The 22,800-nt window shown below is 45.5% G+C and carries 15 protein-coding genes; 1 reads left to right on the forward strand and 14 read right to left on the reverse strand.

The window, feature by feature from the left end:
• Positions 1-83 precede the first annotated feature (83 nt).
• The 13 genes from GL182_RS12310 to GL182_RS12375 all read right to left on the reverse strand — a co-directional run bounded on the left by GL182_RS12310 (position 84) and on the right by GL182_RS12375 (position 21,666).
• Entirely contained in the window at positions 84-3,053 is a 2,970-nt protein-coding gene (locus GL182_RS12310; protein WP_163379974.1) for a PVC-type heme-binding CxxCH protein, read from the reverse strand.
• Positions 3,054-3,208: 155 nt separating this feature from the next.
• Positions 3,209-5,425, reverse strand: coding sequence for a neutral/alkaline non-lysosomal ceramidase N-terminal domain-containing protein (locus GL182_RS12320; RefSeq protein WP_240469810.1), 2,217 nt, complete (start codon positions 5,423-5,425; stop codon positions 3,209-3,211).
• Positions 5,426-5,613: 188 nt separating this feature from the next.
• Positions 5,614-7,119, reverse strand: coding sequence for a hypothetical protein (locus tag GL182_RS12325; protein ID WP_205603643.1), 1,506 nt, complete (start codon positions 7,117-7,119; stop codon positions 5,614-5,616).
• Between the two features lie 119 nt (positions 7,120-7,238).
• Positions 7,239-8,654 carry a hypothetical protein gene (locus GL182_RS12330; RefSeq protein WP_240469811.1) on the reverse strand — a complete coding sequence of 472 codons (1,416 nt, stop codon included), beginning with the start codon at positions 8,652-8,654 and terminating at the stop codon, positions 7,239-7,241.
• Positions 8,655-8,710: 56 nt separating this feature from the next.
• A complete protein-coding gene (locus GL182_RS12335; RefSeq protein WP_163379976.1) occupies positions 8,711-9,766 on the reverse strand; it encodes a hypothetical protein in 1,056 nt (351 codons plus the stop codon).
• Positions 9,708-11,099: a DNA cytosine methyltransferase gene (locus GL182_RS12340; protein WP_163379977.1), complete on the reverse strand. Its 1,392-nt coding sequence runs from the start codon at positions 11,097-11,099 to the stop codon at positions 9,708-9,710. The genes GL182_RS12335 and GL182_RS12340 overlap by 59 nt, the downstream gene beginning before the upstream one ends.
• Before the next feature lie 134 nt (positions 11,100-11,233).
• Positions 11,234-12,415, reverse strand: a complete 1,182-nt coding sequence (locus GL182_RS12345; protein ID WP_163379978.1) for a sialidase family protein — start codon at positions 12,413-12,415, stop codon at positions 11,234-11,236.
• Positions 12,416-12,551: 136 nt separating this feature from the next.
• Complete coding sequence (locus tag GL182_RS12350) at positions 12,552-13,562, reverse strand: hypothetical protein (RefSeq protein WP_240469812.1); 1,011 nt, start codon at positions 13,560-13,562, stop codon at positions 12,552-12,554.
• A gap of 175 nt (positions 13,563-13,737) precedes the next feature.
• Positions 13,738-14,679, reverse strand: coding sequence for a dihydrodipicolinate synthase family protein (locus tag GL182_RS12355; protein ID WP_163379979.1), 942 nt, complete (start codon positions 14,677-14,679; stop codon positions 13,738-13,740).
• Positions 14,680-14,686: 7 nt separating this feature from the next.
• Positions 14,687-15,820, reverse strand: a complete 1,134-nt coding sequence (locus GL182_RS12360) for a sialidase family protein (protein ID WP_163379980.1) — start codon at positions 15,818-15,820, stop codon at positions 14,687-14,689.
• A 22-nt stretch (positions 15,821-15,842) separates the two neighbouring features.
• Positions 15,843-17,315: a RagB/SusD family nutrient uptake outer membrane protein gene (locus GL182_RS12365; protein WP_163379981.1), complete on the reverse strand. Its 1,473-nt coding sequence runs from the start codon at positions 17,313-17,315 to the stop codon at positions 15,843-15,845.
• A gap of 17 nt (positions 17,316-17,332) precedes the next feature.
• Positions 17,333-20,554: a SusC/RagA family TonB-linked outer membrane protein gene (locus tag GL182_RS12370; protein ID WP_163379982.1), complete on the reverse strand. Its 3,222-nt coding sequence runs from the start codon at positions 20,552-20,554 to the stop codon at positions 17,333-17,335.
• Between the two features lie 584 nt (positions 20,555-21,138).
• Positions 21,139-21,666, reverse strand: coding sequence for an RNA polymerase sigma factor (locus GL182_RS12375; RefSeq protein ID WP_163379983.1), 528 nt, complete (start codon positions 21,664-21,666; stop codon positions 21,139-21,141).
• Between the two features lie 431 nt (positions 21,667-22,097).
• Between GL182_RS12375 and GL182_RS12380 the strand changes: the two genes are divergently transcribed.
• Positions 22,098-22,448: a hypothetical protein gene (locus tag GL182_RS12380; protein ID WP_163379984.1), complete on the forward strand. Its 351-nt coding sequence runs from the start codon at positions 22,098-22,100 to the stop codon at positions 22,446-22,448.
• 53 nt (positions 22,449-22,501) lie between these two features.
• Here the strand turns inward: GL182_RS12380 and GL182_RS12385 are convergent, their stop codons facing one another.
• Positions 22,502-22,789, reverse strand: coding sequence for a DUF1989 domain-containing protein (locus tag GL182_RS12385; protein ID WP_240469813.1), 288 nt, complete (start codon positions 22,787-22,789; stop codon positions 22,502-22,504).
• Positions 22,790-22,800: the final 11 nt, after the last annotated feature.

A 22,800-nucleotide genomic window follows, 5' to 3' on the forward strand; every position in this document is an offset into this window, starting at 1 on the left:
AGGCTTCGTAGCAAGGGCTTTAATCGCAGGAAAATCAAGGGAAGAAATTGGACAATGGAAATGATCTCTCCGTGAAAAAGCTATCACCCACCTGACTTTAGAAAAGCAATCAGGTTGGCCATATCTTCCTTTGTCATGGTTTGCTCCAAACCATCGGGCATCAAAGAAAGCCCTGAATGCTGGATGGATTCAATATTTGACCTTAAAATGGATTCATCAGTGCCAAAAGCTGTTCGAAGGGTAATGCTGTTATCCGATTCGGCAGAGATCCATCCAGCAATAGCTCTCCCATCATTGGTGCTGATAGTTGTGGCCTGATAGGCCGGCAATACTTCATAATTGGGTACAATGGTATGCAGAAGCAAGGCATCACCAGGTTGGTTTTTGACGCCGGTAAGGTCAGGGCCCACTTCGCCACCCTCTCCTGCATAAGCATGACAGGAAGAACAGGTTTTTTCAAAAACAACCTTTCCCAAACCGGGGTCTGCAGGATGATTCAATACTTCAAGATAATCTTCATATACAGCCATCCGGCCTCCCCCTTCCAGCTCGTTGAAAAGAAGGGTAGCCCTTTCTTTTATGGTATCATTTGCCTCATTCATCAGCCGCTGCCGGATCATGGAGGGAATCGCTGCCGGAGCCACCACCTGTGCTTCAATCGCAGCAAGTAACTGCAGCATGGTGGGCCTTCTTGCTACCATTGCCGATATCACAGCAGATTTTAGCCTGGGGGTATAGGTCGCCCAGGCGTCTTTGGAAAGCAATATTAGGCCCGCCTCAGGATCATTTATGCGCCCCAGTGACTTTACTGCCTCCAACTGGATTTCCACCGCAATATTGGGCTTCAGCAAATTCCTTAACCCATTTTCAACCCATTCAAATGGTGCATAACCCATAAGTGAGGTAGCTACCACCTTGGAAGACAAGGGCCCCTCTTCTTCCAAAGCCTTTAGGGCGACCTGATCGATAAAGTCCTTCATGGCTTCCATGCCCAAGTCCGAAGAAGGGTGATTTACCATGGCATGTAAAAGCCCTTTTTCGGATTGGAATACACCCCTTCCTTCCAACCCCTTTAGCAAGCCCAAGGCCGTGGCCATCCTCCACTGCAGCGCTCCTTCAGCAGTCACCATGTCTTTCAACAGCACCTGGCAGTCCTCCATTTTGGCAGCATGTCCATATAATTCCCCCAGGTCTTGCATCATCAATGGAAAAGCGGACCGATCAAGGGTATCCATCTTGCGAAAAGTGCTCAAAAAAGCAGAAAGCTGGTCCCCCACCCCACTCAATATGGCAGCCCGCGACCAGGGGTTGTCACCGTCCCGGGCAGCTACCCTGGCAAGGGCATCGATGACTTTTTCCCCTTTGCCTGCTCCTAACTCCAGGGATGACAGGTACCTGACCCGTATTTCCTCATCTTCGGTGGCGGTAATCAATAGCTCAATCAAATCCGGGAATCTCTCCAGAAGTTTTCCCGAAAGTATCACGGCCTGCTCTCTTACACTTGCTTCCCTGTCTTTAAAGGCCCTTTGAAGTACTGTTGGATGTAATGCTTCCATAGCATAAAGCACCCACAGCGCTCTTGCCCTTCCTTCCGGCCTATCACCTTCTTCGGCCAGCTCAGTCAACCTGGGTACAGCCTCGTTATCCAGGCTTTCCAAAAGCAGTCGGTGGGCGGTGGACCTTACCCATTCATCCGCTGCACCCAATGCCAATACCAAATCTCTGGTACTGGATGATGAACGCATTGGAATTACACCTTGGTCGGAATCCCGGGTAAATTCCTTTTTTACAATACGGTAAATCCTTCCTTTGTCCTTACCACTTTCAAAATCCAATTCCCCCCGGGCTGTTTCCGGAACATAGGATGGGTGATCGATCACTTTCCTGTGCATATCTGCCAGGTACAGTGCCCCATCAGGCCCATGGCCAAGAAATACCGGATTGAACCAACTGTCCGTTGAAGCCAAAAATTCCCGGTTTTCGTAGGCTGGTACAGAGCGAAAGGACACATTATCAGGGCTGATGGTTTGCCTTTGCACCAGGTTTTGGGCAGGTTCACAGATAAAGGCATTTCCCAAATGTTCTTCCTCCAATGCGGTACCATTATAAATTACAGGTCCACAGGCGGAGGTAAAGGTGCCTTTATGGGAGAGCCCCATTAATTTGGGAATAAAATCGGCTGTAGTTACCGCATTACTTATGGGATATACCGTCGCATTGGCCTCAGCATCGGCCACGTCCTGAATGGTTTGGTTAAATAAAAGATGGGGATTACGTCCCAGGAAATCGGGTTCGATGACCACATGCTGTAAGGGATGCCTGTTGGAAGTTCCAAAGCGTCTGCCAAAAGCGTCAAAAGCCAATCCGAACTGACTTCTGCCACCCGTATTCTGGAACTCCAGGGTTTCCGGATGAAAACGGCCATCCGAGGGCGAAAAAGCAACCGGGTCCCGTTCCGGATGTTCAGGGGAAGTTACCTTCCCCCCATTCAGACCACTGGTCAGGTACACCCAGCCATCCATGCCGAGGGTGGGGTGGCTGGTTCTGATCTGGGCAGTTTTATCGGCATTGAACCCGGTGAGCACCACCTTTTTCACATCGGCCATGCCATCCCCATTGGTATCTTTAAAGTAAAAAATATCCGGTGCACAGGTCACAAAAACACCACCACGCCAAACCATGATGCCATTGGGGTAGCTGAGTCCGGTTGCAAATTCAGTCCTGTGGTCATATTTGCCATCCCCATCCCGGTCTTCCAGCCTCGCAATTCTTCCCAATTGGTCCGGTGCTCCGCCTTCAGCAGGGTCCGGATAACCCCTGTTTTCGGCCACATACATCACCCCGTCCTCATCAAAAGCAAAAGCAGCAGGATCAACCACCAGGGGTTCTGCGGCCACTAATTCTATCCTTAATCCCGGCTCCAACTGAAATTTGGCCATGGCTTCTTTGAGTGAAGACGAATCGGCATAGGTATACAAGGGGGAATTCACAGGAGCATCTTGCAACTCAAATACTACTTCTCCATTTTGATCCCCTTCCCTATTTTTGCTCATACAAGCCCAAAAAATAATTAATGGAACCAAGCCTAACAAAAGGCACCTCAAGAATAGATCTTTGACTATCGAAATCATATTACAATAATGTCTTGCAAGGGAATCTCAGACTGGCTGCCATCAGCAACCAGGTTTCGAAAAATCCCTATTCCTTTTTATAGAATGGGACTGAGGTCCACCTTTCTCACCAACATTTCCGCCGCTTCGGATTGGATCTGAATTTTCCCTCTTTTGGGTTTTACTTCCAGGGCCCTGTTCACCAAAACCCCATTCAGGTACACCGTGATTTCTCCATCCAATACATGGCATTCCAATGTATTCCATTCACCCACAGGATTTTCCACATCATTCGTCCCTCTAAAATCAATCACATCCTTCCACTCAGGGTCCCTGCCAAACCAGTTGACCCTTCCTCCATGGATGGTTACCGGCTCTCCATCGGGCTGATACACATAGGCTCCGGCCACTTTTTCAGGGGCTACCGGACATGTAATGGCAAACTGGTCCGTACCGTCTCCCACTACAATAAAATCTCCTGTACCGCCTTCTATGATCTGACATTCGATGGAATTCATCCAGGTACCCGAGTAATTTCCGTCCTTCCCCTGTGAATGAAGCAAAACTCCGCTGTCTCTTGCTTTCTCCAGGCGTGGTTCGTGGGTTCCTCCTCCCCATTTAAATTCAACGAGCAATTTATAGTCTTCATATTCTTCCTCAGTAGTGATACAACCCCATTCTTCTCCGGATATGTGAATGAGGCCATCCTTAACCGTAAATACATTTTTCGGGTCATTGTTTTTCCCTCTATCTTTCAGAAAGGTATACCAGCCGTCCAGGTTTTGACCATTGAATAATTTTACCGTTTCCTCCAGCTTCATATCATTGGCATTCAAAGGTTCTGAATACCTGGAGGTGTTGGAGCTTGATTTCAATTGCCCCAGTAATTCCAGGAGGTTATCCGTGATCTTCCTGGAGGCATCCACTTCCAGGTAGCTAGACCTGGCCCTCCAGGTTTCATAGCCACCCAGGGCATGGTGTTCGGGAGTCGGCAGGTACCCATAATAGCCATTGGCAAGGGAAACACTGAATGTTTGCCTGAAGGGACTTTTCTCCTTGATTTCCAAACCTATTTCTACAAAAACCTCACAGGGAATGGCAGTAATGGCCAAATCCCCCAACTGCATCGCCTGGAGAAGGATGCTTTCACTGTCCGGATAATCATTCATCAAAACAGTTTCCCTGGCATAAATTTCTTCCCTGGAAACCATATTGGGGCCTTTGGCTTCCGACATGATCTTTTCGGCCCGCTCCAATTCTTCTGCACCGGGCTTCCTTACGCCCAGGTTAATTTCTTTTTGAACTACGGCAAGTGGTACCCAATCCTTAAATTGGATATGCTGGTAAACCTTGAAAGCCTCTGCAGCAAGCGTATTGGCGACCGTTTCCATTTTGGCATAAGCCGGCATGGGTGCAGGTGCCTCTCCTCCAAAATTGATATTGTTGATGTCCCCACTGCTGCCGTTGGACATCATGGCCACAAAAGAGGGAGACTGGTGGTCAGACCCGATCATTTGTTTGACTTTATCCGCAAACATTCCGAAATAATCTGCAGATATTTCTCCATTGCCTGTCCCCCCTACATAATGCAGGGAATAATTGGCCATCAAAGCGATGGGCTTTCCCTCAATGGATTGGACAGCCACCACAGGCAGCTCCGGATCGATGGGTCCGGCAGGTTCCAGCAAATCAGGGTTACCTATTCCAGGATTCATCCTTACCTGATCTTCTCCCCCAAAGGGATTGGTCAAATCGGCTCCGGGCTTCATTTTCCACCTGCGGTTGAAAACCTGTCCTGGTTCCTGACCTGTTCCCCAACCAATTTTCGCAGGTTCGAGGTTATTGTGAGCCCGGATAATGGCATCGGCGGCCCTTTCCTCCAAAAAGGTCAGGTAAGCAGGGTCCGGATCACTTTGAAATACGGAACAAGCCGTTCCTGCAGAATGGGTATGGGTGGCAGAAACCAGCATATTCTCAACAGGAATGGCCGTAAACTCATGGGCCCGCAGCTTGGCCTTATCGATGGTCTCTCTATAGGCCATGCATAGATCCAGGGTGACGATGGCCAGTTTAGTAAGCCCATCATCCAACACCAGGCTTCTGGCATGGGTGTCGTCATGGACATGAAGGGTTGTGCGGTCCTGCATGCCACCGTTGATAGATGTGCCGATTTTAGGCGTAATGCTGCTTATGGCAGCCCCGGCACGGAAAACTTTTATGGCAGGAATTACATCTTTTTCCTGTTGCTGACCATTGACCTCCGTGTTACCCAGGGCCAATAGCATGAGGATAATAAAAATTATGGGTACTCTCATATTGAAAGCAGGAATTGAGAACATAATAAAATCAGGGTGCTTGTTTGTTTTGGGTTTGCTGGGCTGCCTCATTATTTTCTTTTAAAGTGTATAACCTTGAATATGCTTTACAATATAGCCAACAATTCTGCTCCATGCTAAACCCACCTGGACTTAGCTAAATGGTGTGTTGTCTTTATCATCCGGCTTTAATCCATTGCCGAAAACAGGTTTAACAATTGTCCAACTATTTTCTCTGAAGCCTCCTCTTCTACCCTATTGGTGGAAAGCCAGGTTTCATATCCTCCAAGTTGGTGTTGTCGGGGGCTGGGAAGGTATCCAAAACTGCCGTTGGCAAATGAGATGGTAAAAGTTTTACTGAATGGGCTCCTTTCTTTTATCTCCAGGCCTGTCTCTGCAAATGTTTCAAATGGTATGCCGCCAATGCCCAAATCTCCTATTTTAAAAGCCTGGATGATGACCTGGATTTCATCTGGCCAGGATTCCATTTGAATCACCCTTTGAGCGTATGTTTTTTCCAATCTGTGCCGCACGGTTTCCGATTCCGGTCTTTCCAAAACCCCTTTCACAAATTTCGACAATTCCGGTCCGGGTTTTCTAACCTTCAACGGAAGAAGGTCCTGTCTGGCCTCCAATTTCACCCAATCCTGGTAACCGATATCATAATAGCCTTTCAGGATTTCCCTGACTACATCTTCGGCCACCACTTTCATCTTACCATAGGCTGGATGCCGGACGGAAGGACCTCTGAAATTGATGTTGTTCACATCACCCGAGGTACCATTGGACATCATGGCTACAAAGGGGGGATGTTGCCCATTTGCGTGCAAATGGTCCTGGATCCTTTCGGCAAATATCCCAAAATAATCTGCTGAAACATGCCCTTTGGGCACTCCCCCTACATAATGCAGGGAATAGTTGGCCAATAAAGCCAACGGCCTTCCATCAATGGCCTGTACGGAAAGATAGGCTACTTCAGGGTCTGTGGGTCCCGCCGGTTCCAAAAGGTCCGGATGGGCAACACCGGGGTTCATTACTGCCAGGTCATCCCCTCCCAAAGGGTTGGGCATGGGTGTTCCCGGCTTCATTTTCCACCTCCTGTTAAAAACATGTTGAGGCACACTGCCTGTCCCCCAGCCGAGCCGGGCTGGTTCCAGGTTTTTCAAAGCGTTTTGCACGCCGTCGGCTATCCTGGATGCCATAAACGATTGATAAGCGTCCAAGGGTTCGCCCGCTGTCCATGCTCTTCTTTTCTCTCCGGTGCCTCCGGCACTGATGGACGAATGGGTGTGGGTGGAAGCCATCATAATATGGGCTGGAGGTAAACCTGTTGCCTCAAAGATCATCTTTTTGGCTGTATCAAACACCTCCTGTTTTACCCCTACATTATCTACTAAAACCAAACCCAACTGGGATTCTCCGTCATCCAGCACCAGGCAGCGAGCAAAAATTTCATCGTGGATATAATCAGCGGGAGGCTCCTCCCAGTTTCCGACGATCGGCTCTCCCAGGGGAGGGGTAATATTGCTTTTGGCAGCACCTGCCTGGAAAAAACGGTTGGTATCACGGTTTCCCTGGCTCATTAGCGGATGTACCATCATCCATATGCCTACTCCCAATATTAGCCCTATTCGATCAGATTTTATATAGGGCAGTTTTGCCTGAGTGGTGAGCCAAATCCATGTTTTTTTCATTTTTCATTTCGGGTTTAACAACGCATACAAATTGGGTTGAAAAAGTTCAGTCTTAAAGGCCCAAACTTTAGTTAAAAGCACCAGTACTTTCTGAATAGAACAAATTCACCGATATCCGATCAATGAAACCTAAAGGAAAACAAATTAGCATCCTTTAAGTATACCCTCATTCTGATCGGTTTCCCGGATAACTCCGATACATCACTGCTGCCATTCCAAAATACTTCCCTGGAAATTTCATTGCCGATAACAGCCTGGGCTTCCTCCACGGAATAGCCCGGCAATTTATTCCCCTCTCCATCCAACAGTTCAATCCTGATTTCCCCGGCGGCAGAGGTGGAATAATTGAGCTCCAGGGCTTTTCCCTCGAAGGTAAAGGGTTTCGTAAGCATTTCCCCACCTTCATATCCGGCCGACAAGGAAGCAAATCCATCCAGACGCAGGGCATAGCGGCGCAGGTGGGCAGATGGCTGGGCATAATCCTGATTCACATAAATCGACATTTCGGTTTCTCCGGTTTTTACCACATTCAATGCCGGATAATTGGACCGGGAAACCCAGTTCTGCAAACCGATACCTGGCCGGATAAAGGATTCCATAAATTGCCTTTCATAGTGGTTGCCTCCCCTTGAGGACATCAGGATTACATCGGAGCAGTCGTTGTAATATTTGGGATTCACTCCCAATCTCTCGGCTTCCGCATCCGAAACCACCTTTCGGTTGGGCATGAAGCGCGCACCGATGGCCAGGTAGATGTGAGGCGCCCGAAAATAGGGGCTGGTCTGCTGCGTATACAGGTGTTCGTAGGGAGTATTCCCAAAGCCCATAGGCTCGGGGGCTGTCCAATGGATAAAATCCTCAGAAGTGGTACGGCTTACCGAGCGGAACCCCTTGTATCCCTTACCGGTCCAGGATCGGAAATAGCAGACATACACCTGCTCTTCCTCCGACCAAAAGGATACATTCTGAGAATCAAATACTCCCTGTGTAAATACGGCTTCCTCCCGGACTTTTTTCCAGTTTTTTCCGTCTGCAGAGGTGAAGGCCACCAACCCACTCTTAGAAGTACCGCCCAGGGCTTTAAATTTTTCATTGGGTTTGGCTGCCGGATTGCTGTCCAAAAAGGGACTGAAATTATGCGTTACAGGGGCTTCATTGGCCAGGATTACGTTATTGTTTTTGCTGCCTTCTATTTCATAGATGCCCAGGTCGGGCTTTTCCCAGTGTATGCCATCCCTTGATTCGGCATAGCAGGTCACCTCGGCACTATTGCCATCTTTTCCAGCCGTGGGGACACCCCTGTAATAGGCCCTGAAAAAGCCATCTTCCTCAATGATGGTCACATAAGCAGAGAATGCGCCTTCCCAGGGCTTGTCAAAATCCAGTACCTTCCCCTTATCTTCGGGATGTTGCAGGGTAATCTCCGCATTATCCAGGGATTCGATCAGGTATTGGTCTACAAACAGCTCTCGGTTGTCGCCAATAAATACATGGGATTGCGCATGCGCCGTGAAAGTTTTCGAAAAAAAAATCAAGAACCACAAGATGAGTTTACCTATACTTATAAAGGAATATTTTTGCATAATCATATTTAAGTTCTATTAAAAAAGGAGTTCAAATACTTCTCCAAATCAAATGGAAGTTCCATCCATTTGGAATTCCTAACTACTTGTTCTACCCAAAAACCAAACCTATTATCTACTGATGAGGTGTCCCAAAAATATACTAAATCTTCATCTTCAATTTCGGAAAAATAGTCTACTAAATTGGGCATTAAGCTATTTAGGTTTACCAAAACTCTGGGCACTTTTTGAATAGATTCCCCTTTCCAAACAATTGACCCTTTCCCTCCTGCGGTAAAAGGGTCCCTCACATTAGGGCAAACAATACTTTTTTTCTTAATTAACCATATGGCAAACCGGTTGAACTTATCAGGCTTTTTCCCAAATATCTCTGGAAAGAATATCATCCCTTTAGCCAAAAGCTCAAGCCGTTCTTGATTTGGCAGGTTATTCCATGATTTAATAATCACTCCGGATGTGTTCTGCTCTTCGTTATCTAACCACCAAACTTCTTCTCCAGGCTTTAAAAATCGCCTGTAATATTCAGAAATTGGCTTTATGGGATTGGGCAACACCCTAAGAGCATCATAGCTGGTATCCAATTTGTCAAAAATTGTATTACCTTTCAATAAATTCATGTCCACGAGGTATCTGGGAGAATGGGTTACGACTATTTCTGAAAGACATTCTTCATATGGTTTGCATCTAAACTCAATTGGAGATTTCATCTTCCCAAAAAGGATAAAAATCCTTTCAATCCCATCAACTCTGGTACCTTCCAAAACTGAATTCCCTGTAGTTTTCCAGTGATTTTGTTTCGTGGTTTTAATCTCCAACCCAAAGAATTTATTTGCAATTATATCTGGGAATTTTTGACCAGAAATTAGTTCAATTGAATTTTCAAAAGGTGTCCCTTTTGCCTTCTCAGCCATAATCGTATAAACTACATTTTCAAGCTTATTTCCCAAAAAAGTAAGGTAAGCTGCCTCATCTTTTTCTGATTCGGTTTTTAGAGTTTGAAGTGTTTCATCCAACAATGCTTCGAACTGATGTTGATTTGGTTTTGGGTTTACTGAAATTACCATTTGGCTTTTTATTAAAATATAACTCCCAAATATGTTCTATTCTTCTGGCAATATGATAAGCCATTAAAGGAGGCACTGCATTACCGATCAATTTATAAGCTGCAGAGGGACTGACAAAAAACTTTTTCCCTTTTCCGGGAATGACAAATTCATAATCTGGTGGGAAAGTCTGAATAAGCGCACATTCCCTGGGAGTAAGTCTTCTCTCCTTAAGTTGTTTGAGCGAAAGTTCCTCCTGATATTTTCCTCCATTTTCTATCGAAAGTCTTCTAAACTCTATATTCCCGTGGTGCTCTGACCTAATTGTAGGCCCAATTCCATCAAGTTTTACCTCTGTTTGACCCTGACAGTGCTTTCCCATAAATTTAGCTTTAGAGTAAAATTTTTGGGAGGGATCATTGGTCAACTCGGGTTCTTCTAAACCAGCAAAAATCCGATTTAATTGAACAGGTTGCTGTAAACCAGTCCCACTAACTGAAAAAGCATGGGAAGGAAACGGATAGGGATTAAATTCCTCAGAAATGATTGGTTTGTTCAATTCTGCCAAAGCTTTTTCGGTCAAGGCAGCCTTTTTTATCCCTATAAAAATAACCCTCTCTCTGGATTGAGGCACCCCATAATTGGCTGCATGTAACACCATGGGAGGCAAAACCAGGTATCCATTTCCGTCAGCACTTGAAAAATCTCGTTGAATAATTTCCTTTACGTTAGTTAAATTAACCAGTCCTTTTACATTTTCCGCTATGAAAACATTTGGCTTGGTAATTTCGATTACCTCTTTTAGCCACATATAGAGTTGGCCTCTGGTTTCTACAGATGGGATTTCAGTTTTAAATATTCTTCCATGATGATCTTTATGGGAGCTGAGCCCTTTTCTTTTACCTGATAAGCTAAAATCCTGACAAGGAAACCCACCTGTTACCAGGTCCACATTCTCCGGAAAAACAGGAGTTCCCTGACGATGTAATTTGACCAAATCTACAATACTTTCAACGTGGTAAACACTGGCAGGGTATCCCTTCTTTCTAAAATAGGTTACCCAGGCATTTCTGGCATCTTGCAATATATCATTGGCAAAAACTGTTTGGAACCTGGTAGGTTTTAATCTAAAGTAATTACCAACAGCATTTCCTGTGATAAAATCCTTATTTGTTGTTTCGTTTATTGCATCCCGGTGAACTAAAAAATCTCCCTCAAATCCCAAATCCATACCTCCGCAGCCAGAAAATAGGGAAGCAACCTTTAAAGGCTTTTTTTCATCTTCAGTAGACCCTAGTCCATATCCAATATTAAGTTGTGGTTCACTAACTTCTAAATTATTAATTTGAGACATATTGGAACAATGAATTAATCCGGATTGATTTGTTTGAAAAGACCCGATAGGACTCATCCCCTACAAAGATAAAAAAAAGTCGGACAAAGGAAACGCAAATCCCCTGTCCAACCCTTCTAAATGTAAGGTGCCGATCAAAATCCAATGACTGTTCCGGCAATGTGTCTGGTGCCATTGTCCATATTAAAATAATAGGTCACCAAAGCATGGTGATCATCCAAGACCACTGCCCAGGGATAACCGATGTCCCCGTTGCCACCATCTTCTCTTAGGACAATTTCCTCGGCAGTGGCGAAATCCGTACATTCTGCATTTAAGATCTTAGCTTTTATTCCATAAGGTTCATGGCGGTACCCATAGACCAGAAGCACCCGGTCATCAGGCAACCTGGTTGCCTGCAAGGGGTGGCCCTTAAATCCCATAGCCTGCCATTGTCCAAAGCTTTTCCCACCGTCTGTAGACCTCGCAATAACGGCCTGGTCTTCGAAATTGGCGGTACGGATAAAAGCCACCAGGTCACCTTTGGGGGTTTCATAGATGGAAGCTTCATTGAAAACCACTTCTTCGTCTTTGGCAACAGTGGACAAATGCTCCCAATTTTTCCCCTTATCATCGGAAACCAGCAGGTAATTGGATGTTCGCCGGGGACTTAACCGGTCATTGGCTGCAACCACCCAATAGATTCGTCCATTTTTCCCTTCGTACATGGCTCCCCTGTTGTAGGCGGGAATGGGAGTTCCCATGGGGTTAAGATGGACTTCCGGCTCGATGTGTGGCGGATAAATGGGTCCGGCCCATTTGCTTCCTCCATCTATGGACCGTAGCAGGTAACCTCCCAAAAAAACAGAACCGTCGCGGTTTTGAAAGTGGGGTTCGGGAATGTTTTCCAGGCCATCCTCATTCAAAAATGCCCATCCATAGCTGGCGCATAGCAGCGTCCCATCACGAAGCTGAAGCAAGCAGGGGTCCTGTGACCCCCCAAAATCGTGGGCATAGAGCAGATCCGGTTCCCCTTCCCAGGTAATACCGTCTTTGGAGGTCATGCTTACCAAATAACTGTTGGGATCCACATGGCTGTTGCCCTTTTCGCCAAAGACTACCCGTCTGTCCGGAGCACGCCGAAAGGAAAGGAGAAATTCTCCGTCTGCTTTCCTCACAATAGACGGAAAAGTAGCGTAGTAATTGGAATCCTGGTAAATGACCAAATCCCGGATCTTGGTTGCAGGCATGGGGCTTTCACTGGTAGAAGACCGCTGTGCAAAAAGTGGAAGTAGAGCCAGAAATAGGCCCAATGTTGCGAAAATATACTTTCTCATAATGCTTTTCAATTATTTATAATACTTGCTAAAAGAGGAAAAGGCCATTTCCCTATCCTCCCGGGTAAAGGACCTGAAGAAAAAAACATCCCTATCCTTCAGTCCGGTGCGAGTCGTTTATTTCTACTATTTCAGCTTATTTGCGAAGCGAGGGCAGTGGAATTTTGGACAGGTAAATGCTGGTCTTCTCCTCGTGACTGGAATAATAGACCAGCCATAATTTGTTCTTGTGATACAGCATTCCGGGATAGCTGGTGTCCCCACCGCTGGGGAATTCTATCGTCTTTTCAATATTACCCTTCAGGTCCGTTCGGTGCAGGACGGTTTTGGCACCGGTCTCCCGGTAATCACGGGTACCGATCAACAAGTTGTTTTTTCCGAAAAACAAAAAGTTAGGACCTCCCAGGCGAACGGTAAGTTTGGTATAGCTCCAATCAGTATAAGGGTACTCGCTTTTTGCCAGGACACCCATTTGATCTGCTGACTCTCTCCTTACCAGAACGTAAAGCCGATCGTTTTCGTCAAACCGAAGCGTAGATTCATTCGGGTTGCCTCCCGTATCTATACCCGAAACCTTTTCAAACTTTATACCGTCCCTGGTTCTCAGCAGATGGGTTTCCCAACCTTCCTCCTCGTTAATGGTATACATTACGCCATATCCGATTCCCTTATGCCAGGTCAGGCTCCAAATCCAATCCAACCCTGGTTCAATGTTTAATTCTGTACGTTGTAAAGTAGAAAAATTACCACCCTGCCCGTCTGAAAAAGCCACCATGGGATAAAGCTCCTGGTAACCTTGGTCATAAATGCCCACAGCGGTCAACACCATGATTTTACCTTCAGGGGTTACTGAAAGTCGGGCTTCACGAACGTCCATACCTTCTTTTTCCAACAAGGCTACACTATCCCATTCCTCTCCATCCCTGGAGCGGATGATACGGACCCTGCCACTATTATCCGGCATGTGGTTATTCCCTTCCCGCACGGCTACGTAAAACATTCCCCGAAACCGGATCATATCCGGAAAGGCATTGTGGGGAGCCTGGTCCCAGATTTTGGTTGTTTTGGGCGTATCCGCATCCTGGGCAAAACCAGTTTCAATGCTAAATGCGATCAGGATTAGGGTTAAAAACAGGTGATTCATCATAGTTTTACGTAGTCTTATTTATTCAACATTTAAACCCGAATATGCATTAGGAATTCTATTGCAGACTGAAATTACTTCAAAATCAGGCACTTCGTAGCAGTTTTCAACTTCACCATAGCGGTGCTAGATTCCAAACTGCCTGATTTTCTTGAAATTTCAGCCTTCATAACGAAACCTAATACCTAATCCGGGGTAAAAAACCCGGGAATATTTCCTCCAGTTGCTTCCTTTTTTTCAGGACTAATTCCATGGGCACTCCCTGATAGGGCCAGCGGAGGCGGGTTCCAATCTCCGACCAGCCTCCGATGGCTGCCAGAAACTTATCAACGGCAGTATCAGAATATCCATCCTTTTGGATCAGAGGGAAGATGGCTTCCTGGAAAAAGAGGCCCAGTTTAGCTTCCCATTCTTTTGCCTCGGAGGGATTTGTCTGTATACTTTCATACCATTTTAGAGCAGCCTTTGGATGCAGGCAGGCGATATTGGAATAGGAACCTTTGGCCCCAAGCTGCATACCGGTAGCCAACTTGTGGCCCGGGATAAAATGAGAGAATGGTTGGGGAAGGGAGGCCATTTCCTTGTACCAGCTTGCATCCCCACCGGCTGTTTTGCAGCCCACAATAGGAAAGCCTTCTGATAAAATATCCCGATAATCGGCTGGCTTCAGGTACTTTTTTGCATGGGGCGGATTATAAAGCACCAAACCCACCGGGTCAGCTACTTTGGCCATTTTCTCTAAATACCGGAACAGTTCAACACGGTTAGGAGCTACCCAATCGGGCAAAACAACCTGCAAAGCTCCCGGATGCAATGATTTTGCTCTCTTTACCCGCTCTAGAGCGGCTAATGGCAAGGGGTGGGAGCAGCCCAACTGAAAGGGAACTCCCTTTAATTCCGCTGCGGCAGCCACCTTTTCACTAAGGGTATCAAATTCCGATTCGCTCTGGTTATAAAATTCTCCGGCTGTGCCATTGGTGTAGATTCCGTGTAGCCCCGTATTCAGCAGTAGGGCGATTTCCTCGTCTAACAGCCCCCAATCGATGGCTTCATTTTTCTGAACAGGTAGCAATACCGTACCCCAAACACCTACAATTTCTTCTGCACCGAGTGGTTTCATCAGCAAGTTACGGTTTCTTCCAAATAACAGTCCCCATGTGGTAGCGGTCATGCACGGCATTCCCGTTGGAATAAAAAGCCGTCATGATGCTCCCATCCGGAAGTTGAACACTGGACGGATACCCACAATCGCTGCTTTTCAGGTCGTCCACTACCAGGAACTCTTCTGACCAGGTTTTGCCCTGGTCCGAGCTGAATTTAACCGCTACTCCAAACTCCCCAGGTATCCTGTTTCCGTAGGTCAAAAGCAAGTCTCCGTTGTCCATGGTGGTGATATGTCCCGGGTGCTGCCTTTCCTCTGTCAATTGTTGAAGATATTTCCAACTCTCCCCATCATCTTCACTGATAAATAAATCCATGGCCGCTCCTGCCTTCCACCTTCTGGCAGCGGCTATCCAGGTTTTAGGCCCTGTTTGGTAAAATGCCGTTTCATTATGCCCGCCTGCAAAGGCTGTGGGCCCGCTGGCATCGCTAAGATGGGATATCCAGTTCCAGGATTTACCCTGGTCATCACTTCTAAATAGGGATACCTTATTGATTTCCTTATCCAGGGATTGGGCGTAGGCCAGCAGCCTGAGGCTGCCATCCTGTGCAGGTAATATATCCCCAAAGGGTATGAATTCCGTCATGCCAGCCTCTGCTTCAGGAAAGCCATTTTTATAGGTTTTCCATTTCTTTCCCCCATCTCCCGAGACGGATACCCAGGCCCTCAGCACCCCTACTAAATCCATGGGAGCATCAGGGGTTTCTCCGGGCTTCAATTCCCAGCCTGATGCCACTACCACCAATTCATCATTCTGATTGGAACCAGCCGCTACATTCATTCGGTTGGTACCTTTGTCGTGAGCAGCAGGAACGCCTGTTTTTTCCCAAAACAATCCACCATCTTTGGTAGACCAAACTTCCACACTTCCCTCTCTCCGGGCATGGCTGGGCTGGTTGAATATACTGGCATGGATGCTACCATCTTCCAATTTTGTCAAATTGGGCCAGGCACAAACGTTGTCAATAGATACCAATCGCTGAAGTACTTCCACGGATTTCTTTTCTTTTGGAAGTGGCGACTTGCTTTTTTCTTCGGTCGGCTGCATCAGCAGTATACCGATGGCCATAGAAGTAGTAATTAACCAACTATACATCATCTGTTATTTATTTTTTTTATTTTTAAAACCCAGGGTTTTGTTCCACCAGCGGTTCCTGACTCAACACGGTATTGGAAATGGGAAATAGCAATAAATGGTCTTCGCCTTCCCTATCCTGAAGGGCTGGTACCATTTCGAATGCTTTCCCGAACCGAACCAGATCCCACCATCTTTTACCTTCATGTAAAAGCTCCAGCAAACGTTCTTTCAAGATGACCTCATCGTTGGCTTCTTTACCCTGGTCCACAAATTCCCTACCTGGGAACTGATCCCCATAAGCCCTTTGCCTGATTTGGTTGATCTCTGCAGCAGGATCCATCCCCAACGCATTCTTGGCTTCAGCTTTCATCAACAGTACGTCGGCATAACGGTACAAAATCGGATCGCTCAGGAATACCCGATTCCCACCAATGATGGTTCCCTGGAATTTCTGCTGTATATTGGTCAGGTATTCCCTGCCCCCGTTTTCGTTGATGGTGTAAATTTCAAAAAAGGAGGCATCTCTTCGGGCATCCTCTGCTTCAAATTGATTTCGTACCAGGTCGGAAGTAACCATCAGTCCCTGCCCTCCCCCTATGGGGAAAATTTTATCCCGGGTTTCCTGATCTATATTGCTGGGTGCGGCTGCTCCAATGATCCACATGAACCACAAATAATTTCCCGGTTCCAAATCCTGGTGTCGGATGCTCAGGAGAATTTCCCTGTTTCCTTTGTTTTCGAAGTCAAAAACATCCTGAAAGTCATCCAATAATCCCACATCTGCCTGATCTACTTCCTCCAAAGCAGCTAATGCAGTCTGGAAGTCTTCCGTTCCTCCCTCCAATCTCCTGGCGGTCCAAAGGTAAACTTCTCCTTTTAACGCATTTGTTGCCGGCCTGGACCATACAGACCTTCCAATGGTAAATCCATTGTCAGGGAATAATTGAAGGGCCTCCTCAATATCCTGCTTGATCAATTGAAACACCTGTGACTGTGGAGATCTTTCCCTTTGTGTCACATCCGCTCCAAATCCCTCAGTAGGTTCTTCTCTGATAATCAGGTCTCCCCAGGTACGGGTCATTACAAAATAGACATAGGCCCGCATGGCATGCGCCTGGGCAAGCATCAGGTTTTTTCTGGATTCGTTGGAAAAAGTAATATCAGGGACGTATTTCAACATAAGATTTGCCGTATTGATGACACGGTAAAACCCGCTCCAGTCAGGATGACCAGGAGTATCCGCATTCATTTGATTTCGGTGCAGGATAAAGACCCCTTCTCCGAAAAGTCCCGGAGAAAGAACCTCACTGCGGTGTTCCCCCAATTGGTGCAGGCCCTGTGCAAGGCTTCTTAATTCCACATACATGCCCATCAATGCTCCTTCCGCGTCATTTTCACTCTGCCAGAATGAATTGGTGGTAATGACACTGGTAGGATTTACTTCAAGTGTTTCTGTACATGCCCACCCCATTATCAGGAAAAGGGTAATGGCAAAGTATTTTTTTATTCCTTTCATGGCTCTCAATGATTTGATTAAAACGTAATATTGGCTCCGAAAATAAAGTTTTTAGGTATGGCATAGCGGCCATCATCCCTACCACCTTCTTCCGGGTTCAGACCCTTGTAGCGAGTGAAGTAATGCAAATTATTGCCGGTGACATTAAATCTAAGACCATTGATTTTTATCCGGTCAAGCAAGGCACGAGGGACGGTATAACTGATCGTTAATTCTCTGACAGCCAGAAAGTCCCCGGACTCAAAAAATACTGAGTTGCCAGAGGTCGCCGTTCCATTAAAGTTGTTTCGCTGTATCCTTTCACCTCCCCAGTAAAACCGGGAATATTCGGCAATGTCTCCCTGTTCTTTCCAGGAATTATCCACCTTGTCCTGGGTCATATTGTTGTCAGCAAATAAATTGGTGTCAATAAACATTTTGGCCCAGTTAAAAATCGTATGCCCTGTGGTATAATCCAACCGGAGATAAAGGTTCAGGTTGCCATAGCTGATGGAATTGGTAATCCCCCCTGTCCAAACCGGAAACTCCTGACCCATGTATACCTGGTCCCTGCTATCAATGATTCCATTGCCATCCAGGTCCTGCCAGTTGGTATCCCCTCCGTATTTGGTTTTATCAGCGGATACGATGTAATTGTCTGTTGGGGCATTACTTGCTTCCTCGTCAGTGGCGTAGATGCCCAACTGGTTTCTACTATACATTTCTCCAAGTTTACCGCCTTCCTGAAGCCCTCCTTTCCACACATAATCTTCCTGTGAGGGATCCCATACCAAAACCCCTCCAACCCGATTATTCTCCACCCCATTGGGTGGAAGCCTGAGGATCTTGTTTTTAACTTTGGAAGCATTTAGCGATAAATCCCAGGTCACCGGACTGCCCTCCGGCAACAGGCTGGCCCCCATTTCCAGCTCAAAACCCCTGTTTTCCAAGCTGCCCAAATTGGTCAATACACTGGAAAAACCTGTAGATTGAGGGAGGGGCAGACTGGTGATCAAATTGTCTGTGACCCTTCTGTACACATCAACGATAAAGTTCAACCTTTGATTAAACAAACTGAAATCCGCACCAATATCTATCGTTCGTGATTGTTCCCACTGCAGGTTGGGGTTGGGTATAACCGTATTTTGAATAGCAGAGATCCCTGCATATCTGGTTCCAACCCCATACGCTCCCTGAGCAGCGAAATCACCTAATCCACCGATATTACCATTTTCACCATAACTTGCCCGGAGCTTCATCCGTAGAAGATTTTCAGGTAGGGCATCTTGCCAAAAATCCTCCCTATGAAGATTCCATCCTGCAGAAATGCCTGGGAAAAAGCCCCATTTGTTATCCGCTCCCAGGTTAGAAGCACCATCGTAACGCATATTAAGAGACAGTAAATATTTCTGCCCCAGGTCATAATTTACCCGCGCAAAATACCCAAGGATCACCTGATCAGTAATACTACTGTTTACAGCAGTGGGTTCAGAGGCAGCATTGAGTGTAGGAATTAAGTCCGTTGAAGCACCTCTTCCGGAAGCACTTAAGGTGGCTATATTGCGGTCATAATAGGCAAAACCAAGTTTAGCATCCAGGTTGTGATTTTCGCCAAAAGTCTTTCCATAGGAAAACACGAGATCGGCCTGGTTTTGCCTCCACTGATAATTGGAAGCACTGGCATTTCGGGTGTCCACAAAATTCAAGGGACCATTTAAAAATCCTGGTTGAAAATTGTAGCTGTCATTATTGACATTGTACATGGACAACTGGGGGTCGAAAGACAGGCCTGGCAAAATGTCCCAATGCGCTCCAACAGTAAAAGTTGATTTTTCCGCCGTACTCTCGGCTACGCGGTTATTGAGAAAATACAGGGGATTTCCAATATTGGCAGCTGTACCCGGTGCCAGGGTGCCGTCCTCAAAGTAAATCTTGGCTGTAGGAGCAAGACCTGCTGAGCGGTAGAAAGTAACAGCTGTGGATTGACCGGTGGTATTGGTAGTATTATAGGTATAGAGGACCCTGCCAAATACACTTAAATTATCCTTTACTTTTAATTCCCCATTTAAATTGAAAGTAAGGCGGTCATAAGCGGTAGTGACGACTGTTCCTTCATTGGACAGGTAACCCAGACCAGCATTAAAAGTAGCTTTTTCGGTACCTCCCTGAATCCCCACATGGTGGTTATGGGAAACACCCGTTTGGTAGATCAGGGATTGAATGTCATTGTCCTGAAATAGGAGGGTTCGGGAAGGGTCTACCGGATCCGGCATGCTTTCCCACCCTTCATTTAGCTTGTACTCATTTTCCGGTGTAAGGTATTGCGTAGTAAATGCGGTATTATTACTCAAGTCATTTCCCGTTCCAAATCCATTTGGCAGGCCTAACCTTACGGTTTCATCCGGAAATTTATCAGGCCTGATATGACCCAATCTAAACATGGTAAGGTAATCTCTGGCATTGGCCATTTCGTAAAGTTTACCAGGTTCTGATAGGGTCAGGTCATACCGGTAGGAGATCTTAGATTGGCCTGATTTTCCGGTTTTGGTGGTGATGATGACTACCCCGTTGGATCCCCGGGCTCCATAAATGGAGGTGGCTGCTGCATCTTTTAATACCTGCATCGAAGCTATATCATCTGCTGAAATGTCATTCATGTCAGGTCTGATTACACCGTCTACAATAAATAGTGGTGCGGCTCCATTGGGGTTATTGATAGAGGTACCCCCTCTTACGATGATCCTTGGCGCAGCGCCGGGTTGGCCTGAGGTACTTTGTACCCTGACGCCAGACACTGATCCTTGAAGTGCCGATGCGGCATTGGGAAAAGGAACACTTTCCAGAACCTTTTCGTCTACCTTAGTGATGGAAGTGGTAAGGGTTTCTCTGGATTGTTCCCCATAACCTATCACCACCACTTCCTCCATATCGGACAGGGAAGGAAATAAAACCAGGTCAAGGGTATTGCTATTTCCTACTTCTACTTCCTTGGTCGCATAACCAATAAAGGAAAACACAAGCGTATTACTTCCTTCGGGAACATTGATGGCATAACTTCCGTCGATATCAGTAATGGTACCAACGGATGTACCTTTGACCAAAACATTTACTCCAGGGATGGTCTCTCCAGAATCATCGGAAACTTTTCCCTTCACTTGTCTGCTGGTTTGGGAAAAAACCTGCGGAGCAGTGGTCAGCAAAATGGCCAAAATGGTGACCAAACAGCCGAATTGCCGCAGTAGTAGTATGAATATCTTCATGGGATAATGATTAAAATGACACATTAACATTTACCTACCAAAGATATTATCAGATACATCCCTACTCTTCTACTTTTTTTTTGAATAGCAATACGATATTACCGTAACATTTTGTCTAGAAAGCATGGGGAAAAATTAATTGGTGTCAGGAATTTCCAGGCGTTAATTTTAGATTGGCTTTCCGACCAGGCCATGGCCAATTTGACCAGTAAGCCATGCACTACTACTGACAACATGTTTACCCTACCAACAATGCAAGTAAACGGCTGGCATCCGGAAAGTCCGTCAGGTATAAGGTGAAAAACGAATGAAAAAGGCGAGCCGATGCACCGGACGCCAAAAAAGAAAAACACCCACTTTTTTTGAGATAAACACCAGCATGCCCTCCTGGTTACTCCTGATAGCGGTCGGATCAAAAAATAAATACCAATGCAATTCAAAAAAAAGTCCGTATCCTTAGCTGAGGAAGTCTGAGGAAAAAACAGACCAGATAATTTGCCAAGGCAACAAATAAAACGATCTTAAAACCAGTCCAGTTCAGCCGAAAATTATTGATGTTATCCTGTAAACTTAAAAATATTAATTTATTCCATCTCCCTTCTTAAAATAAACTTGGCTTTTACCAATTGGTTTTTGACGGTGTTTTTTGAAATCATCAGAATATCTGCTATTTCATTATAGGATTTCTTTTCAAAATAATTCATCTCCAGGATCTGCCTCCTTTTTGGTGAAAGGTTTTGAATAATGCTTTCCATTCTGGTCAGCTGCTCCTCCTTTACCTGACTGCACGCTTCTTCCTCCTGATGGATCCTTTCCCAAAACTGCTCCTTCAGGTTGTTGTTTTTATTCAAGGCCTTCAGGTAATCAAATATTTCGTTTTTTACTGAGGTAAACACATAGGAATTGAAATTCAATTCCGGCTTGATGTTTTTTCTTCGTTTCAGGATTTTCATGATCACTTCATGGTAAATGTTCTCCGCCTCCTGTTCATCCTTGATAATGGAAACACTGAAACGGATCACAGGTATCCTGTAGTATTGGTAAATCTTCTCGAAGGCCTTTCGGTCTCCGTTTCGAAAACCATCCAGTAATTTTTTGTCAGGTTGTTCCATATCCCAAGTATTTAAGTTGTAATAATATTTCGGTTACAGACCAAAACATATTATTTGGATTGGTCCGTCTTATTTTTTTATGAATATCAAGGTTTAAAACTAGAATTTCTGCGCAAATCACGTATATAAATCTTCAATTTGCGAATTTAACTAATCCATTTGGGGTTGGAAATGAAGGATTTAACAAAACCATCACAAAAAAATAACCTATTGATTGATTATATCATTTTAAAAACCGGTTCTTTTTAAAATTGTGTTAATTTTCCATACAAATCCTGATTATGGAACAAAAATTACTTTTTTCAGAATTCTGTTTGATTTTTTTAATTGATTAAATTTTTGGTTCATTTTTTGAATACAAATAACCTGTATGCATTCATCAGTCTTTTTTATCAACAGAAGTGAAAGAGATTCATATAAACCAACTATCCATGAAAACCATAGCAGCACATTTGCCCATTGTATTACTATACCTGGACAACCCTTCAGGCAATGAAAAAGTAAAAGGAAAACTAGAAAGTATTTATGAATGGTTAGAATGTAAATTGACCCGGACCACCGGACACGACAGGTTGGATCAACTCAGGTCTACACCAGGCGATACACAGGTGAAAGAACAATGGAAAATGATTTTACAGGAGGCCTTTTCCGAGGATGATCTTTTTCGGGAAGAACTGGATGCGAATTTGGATGAGGGAATAGGCTTGATTCAAAGAAATGATCCTGAATGGTACCACAGTCATTTGAAAAATCAGCAAAAAAGCAGCCTAGAGATGGGTTGAACCAATCAAGCAGGCAGTAGGTTTGCAAACACTTTCCTTCCTTTGTTTAATTATTAAGTAGGGTTTATCTCGTAGGCGATGGGTTTGAAGCGATAATTGTTGGATTGCTCCGCTGAACAGGCGGTAAGGCCAATGATTAAATACATGCAGGCTTTAAATAAAACGTAGTCACCCGCTTTACTTTCTGGAGGGGCCACTTGAATCCTCCCATCCAGGGCCACCTGCACATTCATAAAAATATTGAATGCTGTGGGAATGTCATCCGTCTGTATGTCAAATTGGGCTAAATTCTTTGCCAGGTTTTCAAAGCAGCTGGGATGGTAGTGGGGCTTATCATACAATATCTGAAAGG

This window comes from Cyclobacterium sp. SYSU L10401 (assembly GCF_010993705.1).
GTDB lineage: Bacteria > Bacteroidota > Bacteroidia > Cytophagales > Cyclobacteriaceae > Cyclobacterium.